Here is a 6881-nt window from a genome sequence, read left to right on the forward strand (position 1 = left end):
CGGGGGGGGGGGGGGGGGGCCCCCCGGGGGGCCCCCCCGCGGCCGCCCCCGGGCGCGGACCGCCACGGCCCCAACCCCGCGCCGGGCGGGGGGCGGGGGGGCGCCCCCCCCCCCCACCGCGATGATCGGGGGCAAGGCACTGCTCTCCCCCGCCCCGCAGGACGGCACCGCGGCGGCCGCACCGGAGCCGCCGCTGCAGACCGGCGCCGTGCCGGTGACACCGAGCCGGTCGGCCGTGACGTCGGCCGCACCTGCCCCGCAGACCACCGGGCCGACCCGGCTGCCCAGCGGGTCCGCCAGCACCGTCCCGATCCAGCGGCCGGCCACGGTCGCGGCAAGCCCGACCGCCGCGCGCACGGCTGCCCCGTCGACGGCGCGGACGACCCCGTCGGCCACCGGCGGCTCGGGCTCCGGCGGCTCCGGGTCGAGTACCGGACTGGACGCGGCGGCGAACCAGGTGCTCGCGGTGATCAACCAGGCGCGCGCCGCCCAGGGCGTCGCACCGCTGCAGATGCTCGCCGGCCTGCAGACCAGCGCGAACGCGCACAACCACACCATGGCGGCCGGCTGCGGACTGTCGCACCAGTGCCCGGGCGAGGCCGCCTTCGGTGACCGCGAGCACGCCGCCGGCGTGCAGTGGGGCACGGCGGGCGAGAACATCGGCGAGGGCGGCCCGATGGCCAACACCACGGACGCAATAGCCGGCATGGCGGTCGGACTCACCAACGACATGCTCGCCGAGCAGGCGCCCAACGACGGCCACCGCCGGAACATCCTCAACCCGGCCTTCCACCACATCGGGATCGAGCTGTTCCGCGACTCCTCGGGCACCGTCTGGATGACCCAGGACTTCTCGGACTGAGGCTCGGGACAGTGCGCCGCGCCCCTGCCCCCGACCATCGAATGGGTACCGGGGGGACGGACGGGTGGCCGGCCCGCCCGCCCGTCCGTCGGTACGGGGTCAGTAGGCGGCGGTGAACCGGCGGCGGACGAAGCTGCCCCGCTCGATCGCGTCCACCACCGCGGAGGCGTAGTCGCCGACCGTGATCCGGCTGACGTCCCCGGCGTCGGCGAGCGGGGTGTCCCGGGCCTCGGCCCGGTACCGCCCGGTCCGCTCGCCCGGCACCAGGTGCATCGGCGGCGGACTGGCGTACGACCAGACCACCGGCGTGCCGGTGGCGGCGCGCAGGACGTCCAGCGCCTGCGCCTGGTCGCGGGCGGTCTCCAGGTACTGCGGCGGGAAGTCCGGGGAGTCGACGAAGCGCCGGCCCGGCGCGTACTCCAGGCTGCCGCCCCCGCCGACGAACAGCAGCCGTTCGACGCCCGCCTTCGGCAGCGCCTCCAGCAGGGCGGCGGCGGCCCGCGGCACCAAGTGGTCGCCGCCCTTAGGCGAGGCCACCACGGCGTCGTGGCCGCCGAGCACCGCGGCCAGTGCGGCCGGATCGGTGGCGTCGGCGTCCGCGCGGCCGAGCGGGGTGACCAGGTGTCCGCGGGCCACCGCCTCCGTGGCCACCGCGCCGCCGAGGTGCCCGCTCGCGCCGAGTACGGCGATCCGCAGCGCACGGCGCTCGGCCGGGGCCGGGAGCCGGTCCAGGAAGCGTTCGACGATCGGGGCGATCTCGGGCAGCCGTTCCGCCAGCGCGAAGTGGCCGGCGTCGAAGACGTGCAGTTCGGCACCGGGCACGTCGCGCAGGTAGGCGCGGGCCCCCTCCTCGGTGAAGAAGCCGTCGTTGCGTCCCCACAGCACCAGCGTCGGCGGCCGGTGCTCGCGCAGCCACTGCTGCCACCGCGGGTACTGCTCGACGTTGCTGTGGTAGTCCAGTGCCAGCGCGGTCTGCGCCGCGTTGCGGCCCGGCCGGTCGAGGTGGTGCTGGTCGAGGGTCCACGCGTCCGGGTCGAGCTGCGCCGCGTCCGCCGCACCCTGTTCGTACTGCCCGCGGGTGACGGGCAGGGTGAAGAGCTCCTGGACGGCCTCCGCGGCGCCCGGTTCACCGGTGCGGTGCGCGATCGCCGCCCGTGCCAGCGCGGACAGGCCCTCCTCGTAGGCGTTGGCGTTCTGCACGATCAGGCCGGTGATCCACTCCGGGTGCCGGACGGCCAGCCGGAAGCCCACCGGGCCGCCGAAGTCGAAGGCGTAGAGGGCGAACCGGCTCACCCCGACCGCCCGGACGAAGCCCTCCAGCACCCCGGCGAGCGCCTCGAAGTCGTACCGGAAGCCGTCCGGGGCCTCGGTGTGCCCGAAACCCGGGTAGTCGGGGGCGAGCAGGTGGTAGCGGGTGCCGAGCGCGTCGATGAGCCGGCGGAACTGGTGCGAGGCGGTGGGGAATCCGTGCAGGAGCAGAAGGGTGGGAGCGTCCCGGGGGCCGGCCTCGCGGTAGAAGACGCGGACCCCGTCCACGTCGACGTACCGGTGGCTCACGCGGGGCATGTCCATGGTGCTGCCTTTCCTGGCCGGTGACAGCTCGTCGGCCGGATGCGGGCCGGCCGGGGACGGGGGTCGGTCAGGGCATGACCGAGCGCAGCGCGAAGCCCACCCCCCGAGCTAATGCATGTCGATCTGCATTAGCCTTGATCCTGGCAAAGCCGCCCCACTAAACGCAAGAGGATTCGCATTTGGACCGCACCGAGTCTCCCGAGGACCCCCAGTCCGCCTCCACAGCGGCACCGGCACCCGCGGCGCCGACGCCCGCGGCCACGCCCGCGCCCACCCCGGCTCCCGGCAGTCTGCGCCCCGGCGGCCGCACCGCCCGCACCCGGGCCGCCGTCCTCGAGGCCACCCTCGCCGAGCTCGTGGAGACCGGCTACGCCGACGCCCGGATCGACCGCATCGCCGCCCGCGCCGGCGTCGCCGCCACCACCGTCTACCGCCGCTGGGGCAGCCTCGAGAACATCGTCGTCGACCTCGCCGACGACCTGGCCGTCACCATCGAACTCCCCGACAGCCACGGCCTGGAGGACAACCTGCGCACCGTCGCCCGCGCCGTCGTCGCACTCAACGACGACCCGGCCCACCGCGCCTGGCTCCAGGTCATGGTCTCCGCCGCGGTCCGCTCCCCCAAGGCTCGCGAGGCCCTGTCCTCCGTGCTCGCCCACCGCCGCGACCTCACCTCGGTCGCCGTCCGGCACGCCGTCGCCCGCGGCGAGGTCCCACCCGGCACCGACCCCCACGAGGTCATCCGCGCCACCGTCGCCCCGCTGTATCTCCGCATGTACGTCACCGGCGAACCCGTCACCCCCGCCGACGCCGACCGCGCCGCCGCCGCGGCAGCCCTCGCCGCCCGCGCCGGCCTCTTCGCCGGGTGAGACCGGCAGTTGAAACCGGCGGTCGATGCCGGTACGGGCGGCGGGACGCGCCCGCTCACACCGCGGTGTTGCCGAGGGTGTCGTCGAGCCAGTCGTAGATGCGGGCGAGGGCGAGCCGCATGGCGCCGGGGTGGCAGTGCGCGCCCGCGCCCTCCTCGGCGCTGAACACCATGAGGGTCCTGGAGCAGGTGAGGCGGCCGTAGAGCTGCTCGGGCTGGCCCTTGAAGAACTCGTCCTCCTCGGCGTCGCAGACGAGCGTGGGGCACTGGATCCGTTCGGCGATGCCGTCGTCGAGGGTGTAGTCGAGGTAGGCGGCGTTGAAGGCGCGGGGGGTGTCGACGCCCAGCACGTACATGCCGTGGTTGATCGCCCAGTGCGCGGTGGCGTCCTGGGCCGTGATCCGCTCCAGGGCGGCGTCGAGCTCGGGGGCGGCGTCGGCGCGCAGGAGCCGTTCGGCCTCCTTGCGGTCGCCGGGGATGTTGCGGACGGATATCTGGCCGAGGTCGAAGACGCCGTCCACGGCGATCAGTGCGGCGAGGCGGTGCTCGAAGGCGGCCGCCCGCGGCGCGAGGACGCCGCCCATGCTCGAACCGAGCAGCGCGATACGGCTGTTGTCGACCTCCGGAACGGTCTCGGCGAAGTCGACGACCGGGGTGATGACGTTCTCCCAGTCGGGGCGGAAGACCAGGCCCTGGTGGTGCCGGGGTCCGGGTTGTCCGGGGCCGTCGAAGGTCAGGACCGTGTAGCCGCGTTCGACGGCGGCCAGGGCTCCGCTGAAGTGGAGCTCCTCGGCGGTGCCGTCGAAGCCGGAGTGCATGATCAGGGTCGGCCGCGGCGTGCCGGTGGCGTCGGCCCGGTAGAGGTAGCCCGGCAGGGTGGTGCCCTCGTACGGGATGCGGACCGGCTCGATCACCGGGGCGAAGAGGGCGGCAGCGGCCCGGAAGCACGCCACGCTGCGGTCGTAGGCGTGGTCGTGGCGGGGGTCGCAGGGGTTGCCGTGCAGGAAGAACTCCGCCGACCGGTAGTAGCTCGACGCCCGCAGGAATCCGTCCCGGGCGCTGATCCGGTGGCCGGCGTCCAGGGCCTTCTGCGCCTCGCCGGCCACTCGGTCGGCGGTGGCCAGCCACTCGCGGTGCCAGCTGTCGTAGTCGCCCTCGACGATGCGCTCACCGGTGGCGACGACCTCGCCGAAATCGGCGCCGCCGTACGCGATGTGGCTCATCGAGCGCAGGGTCTCGTACCAGAACTGGGTGTTCCCGGGAAACAGCAGCTGCTTCATCGTGCACTCTCCTCCGACGCTAAGCACGGATCTGTGCTTAAGGCGGGACTGTAGACCCTCCGGGCACCACGAAGCAAACATCTGTGCTTACGATGTGCGGGTGACTTCGAAACCACCGACCGCACGCATCCGCAAGAGCCCCGAACAGGTCCGCTCGGCCGTCCACCAGGCGGTCGTCGACCTGCTGTCCGACCCCGGGGGTGCGGAGCTCACCATCCCCGCGATCGCCCAGCGCGCCGGGGTCAACCACACCAGCGTCTACCGGCGTTGGGGCAGCCGTGAGGCGCTGCTGGCCGACGTGGTCACCACCCGGCTGGAGCGGGACTGGCCGCTGAAGGACACCGGGAGCCTGCGCGGCGATCTCACCGCATGGGTCGAGGCCGGCGTCGCGAGCATCCGCACCCCCGAGGGCCGGCTCCTCGTCCGGGCCGTCGCGCTGTCCATGCCGGGCACCGCCGAGGCGCAGGGAGAGCGCACGCAGCAGTTCCAGCGCCGGATCCGGGCCATCGAGCGCATCCGCGAGCGGGCCGCCGCCCGCGGCGAGGACGCTCCGCCCCTGGAGGAGATCCTCGACCAGCTCATCGCACCGCTCTACCTCCGAGCGATCTTCGGCATCGACCCCCCGGCCTCCGGCTACCCAGAGCTCCTCGTGGACCGACTGCTCGGCACCCCGGGCGGGCCGTCGGCGCCCACCGTCGGGCGCAGCTGAACGCCCGCCGCGGCCGCCCGGCCCGGCCCCGTGGAGCGGGGGCGGGGGGGCGGCCGGCCGTGCTCACCGCCCGTGCCGGGGCCCCAGGTCGCGGAGCCGGTCGGCGAGGAAGTCGCGTTCGACGGCGTTCCCGGTGAGCAGCAGCGCCTCCTCGTACGCCAGCCGGGCCTGGTCGGTGCGGTCCAGGCGGCGCAGGAAGTCGGCCCGGGCGGCGGCGAGGTAGGCGTAGCCGGCCAGCTGCGGCTCGGCGGCCAGTGCATCGACGGCGGCGAGCCCGGCGGCCGGGCCGTCGGCGAAGCCCACTGCGACGGCCCGGTTCAGGGCCACCACGGGCGAGGGCCAGATCCGGACCAGCAGGTCGTAGAGCGCGACGACCTCGCGCCAGTCGGTCTCCTGCCAGCTGGGCGCCTCGGCGTGGACGGCGGCGATGGCCGCCATCAGGGCGAAGCGCCCCGGCGGCCGCGGGCGCAGGGCCTCGCGGACCAGTGCGAGGCCCTCGTCGATCTCGGCGCGGTCCCACCGCCCGCGGTCCTGCTCGGCGAGGAGCAGCAGCCGCCCGTCGTCGGCCGCGCGGGTCTCGCGGCGGGCGTCGGTCAGCAGGATCAGGGCCAGCAGCCCGGCGATCCCGGCGTCCGCGGGGAGCAGGGTGCGCAGCATCCGGGCGAGGTCGAGGGCGCGTTCCACCAGGTCGCGGCGGACGAGGTCGTCGCCGGCCGGGGCGGTGTGCCCGGTGGTGAAGAGCAGGTGGACGACGGTGAGGACGGCGTCGATGCGCGCCGGCAGTTCGTCGGCGGGCGGCACCTGGTACGGGATGCGCGCGGTGGCGATCTTCTTCTTGGCCCGGGTGATGCGGGCGGCCATCGCCGACTCGCCGACCAGGAAGGCGCGGGCGACCTCGCCGGTGGTCAGGCCGCAGAGCAGCCGCAGGGTGAGGGCGACCTTGGCCTCCTCGGCGAGCGCCGGGTGGCAGCAGATGAAGATCAGCCGGAGCCGGTCGTCGGGGAACTCCCCGCCGGCCGTCGTCGGGTCCGGCGCGGGGTCGGCGGAGAGGACGAGGAGCTGCGGCAGCGAGCGGCGCAGGGTGGCGTGGCGGCGCAGCTCGTCCATGGCCCGGTTGCGGGCGGTGGTGGTGAGCCAGGCCCCGGGGCGCTGCGGGATGCCGCGTTCGCCCCAGACGGTCAGCGCCTTGGCGTACGCGTCCTGGACGCACTCCTCCGCCAGGTCGAGGTCGCGGGTGACGCGCGCCGTCGCGGCGAGCACGAAGGCCCACTCGCGCCGGTGCGCGTCCGCGACCGCGGCGGCGACCGCCGGGTCGGTGGCCACGGGGACGTCCCCGTCAGTCGAACACCCGGACGGGCCGGACCTCGACGCCGCCGCCGAAGTCGTCCGGGAGGTCCTTGGCGAGGGCGATGGCCTCGTCGAGGTCGGCGGCCTCGACCAGGTAGTAGCCGCCGAGCGCCTCCTTGGTCTCCGCGAACGGGCCGTCGGTCACCGCGAAGCCGCCGGAGCCGTCCGCGCGGACGGTGGTCGCCGGGTCGGGGTGGTGCAGCGCGGTGGCGCCGAGGACGGCGGCCGCGGGTCGGTCCTGGA

General features: G+C 75.1%; 7 protein-coding genes. 3 read left to right on the plus strand and 4 right to left on the minus strand.

Features of this window, described 5'->3' with window-relative positions:
* Positions 1-121: 121 nt before the first annotated feature.
* The gene (locus ACFV0G_RS24955) at positions 122-862 is read left to right on the plus strand and encodes a CAP domain-containing protein (protein WP_380552013.1); all 741 of its coding nucleotides are present in this window, start codon (positions 122-124) and stop codon (positions 860-862) included.
* A gap of 99 nt (positions 863-961) precedes the next feature.
* On the opposite strand, the gene ACFV0G_RS24960 is transcribed toward ACFV0G_RS24955, so the two are convergent.
* Positions 962-2434 carry an alpha/beta fold hydrolase gene (locus tag ACFV0G_RS24960; RefSeq protein ID WP_380552016.1) on the minus strand — a complete coding sequence of 491 codons (1473 nt, stop codon included), beginning with the start codon at positions 2432-2434 and terminating at the stop codon, positions 962-964.
* 179 nt (positions 2435-2613) lie between these two features.
* Between ACFV0G_RS24960 and ACFV0G_RS24965 the strand changes: the two genes are divergently transcribed.
* Entirely contained in the window at positions 2614-3303 is a 690-nt protein-coding gene (locus ACFV0G_RS24965) for a TetR/AcrR family transcriptional regulator (protein WP_380552019.1), read from the plus strand.
* Between the two features lie 55 nt (positions 3304-3358).
* On the opposite strand, the gene ACFV0G_RS24970 is transcribed toward ACFV0G_RS24965, so the two are convergent.
* A complete protein-coding gene (locus tag ACFV0G_RS24970) occupies positions 3359-4582 on the minus strand; it encodes an alpha/beta fold hydrolase (RefSeq protein WP_380552022.1) in 1224 nt (407 codons plus the stop codon).
* A 100-nt stretch (positions 4583-4682) separates the two neighbouring features.
* Between ACFV0G_RS24970 and ACFV0G_RS24975 the strand changes: the two genes are divergently transcribed.
* A complete protein-coding gene (locus ACFV0G_RS24975) occupies positions 4683-5291 on the plus strand; it encodes a TetR/AcrR family transcriptional regulator (protein ID WP_380552025.1) in 609 nt (202 codons plus the stop codon).
* A gap of 63 nt (positions 5292-5354) precedes the next feature.
* Here ACFV0G_RS24975 and ACFV0G_RS24980 read toward each other — a convergent pair whose 3' ends face one another.
* Positions 5355-6614, minus strand: a complete 1260-nt coding sequence (locus tag ACFV0G_RS24980) for an RNA polymerase sigma factor (protein WP_380552028.1) — start codon at positions 6612-6614, stop codon at positions 5355-5357.
* A gap of 13 nt (positions 6615-6627) precedes the next feature.
* Positions 6628-6881 (minus strand): YciI family protein (locus ACFV0G_RS24985; RefSeq protein WP_380552031.1); only part of this gene is annotated, 254 nt, incomplete at its 5' end.

Source organism: Kitasatospora sp. NPDC059571 (assembly GCF_042735675.1).
Taxonomy (GTDB): domain Bacteria; phylum Actinomycetota; class Actinomycetes; order Streptomycetales; family Streptomycetaceae; genus Kitasatospora.

Excerpts from the sequence above, each read along its gene's own strand:
- ACFV0G_RS24955 (WP_380552013.1), top strand. The coding sequence starts at position 122 with ATGATCGGGGGCAAGGCACTGCTCTCCCCCGCCCCGCAGGACGGCACC.
- ACFV0G_RS24970 (WP_380552022.1), bottom strand. The coding sequence starts at position 4,582 with ATGAAGCAGCTGCTGTTTCCCGGGAACACCCAGTTCTGGTACGAGACC.
- ACFV0G_RS24960 (WP_380552016.1), bottom strand. The coding sequence starts at position 2,434 with ATGGACATGCCCCGCGTGAGCCACCGGTACGTCGACGTGGACGGGGTC.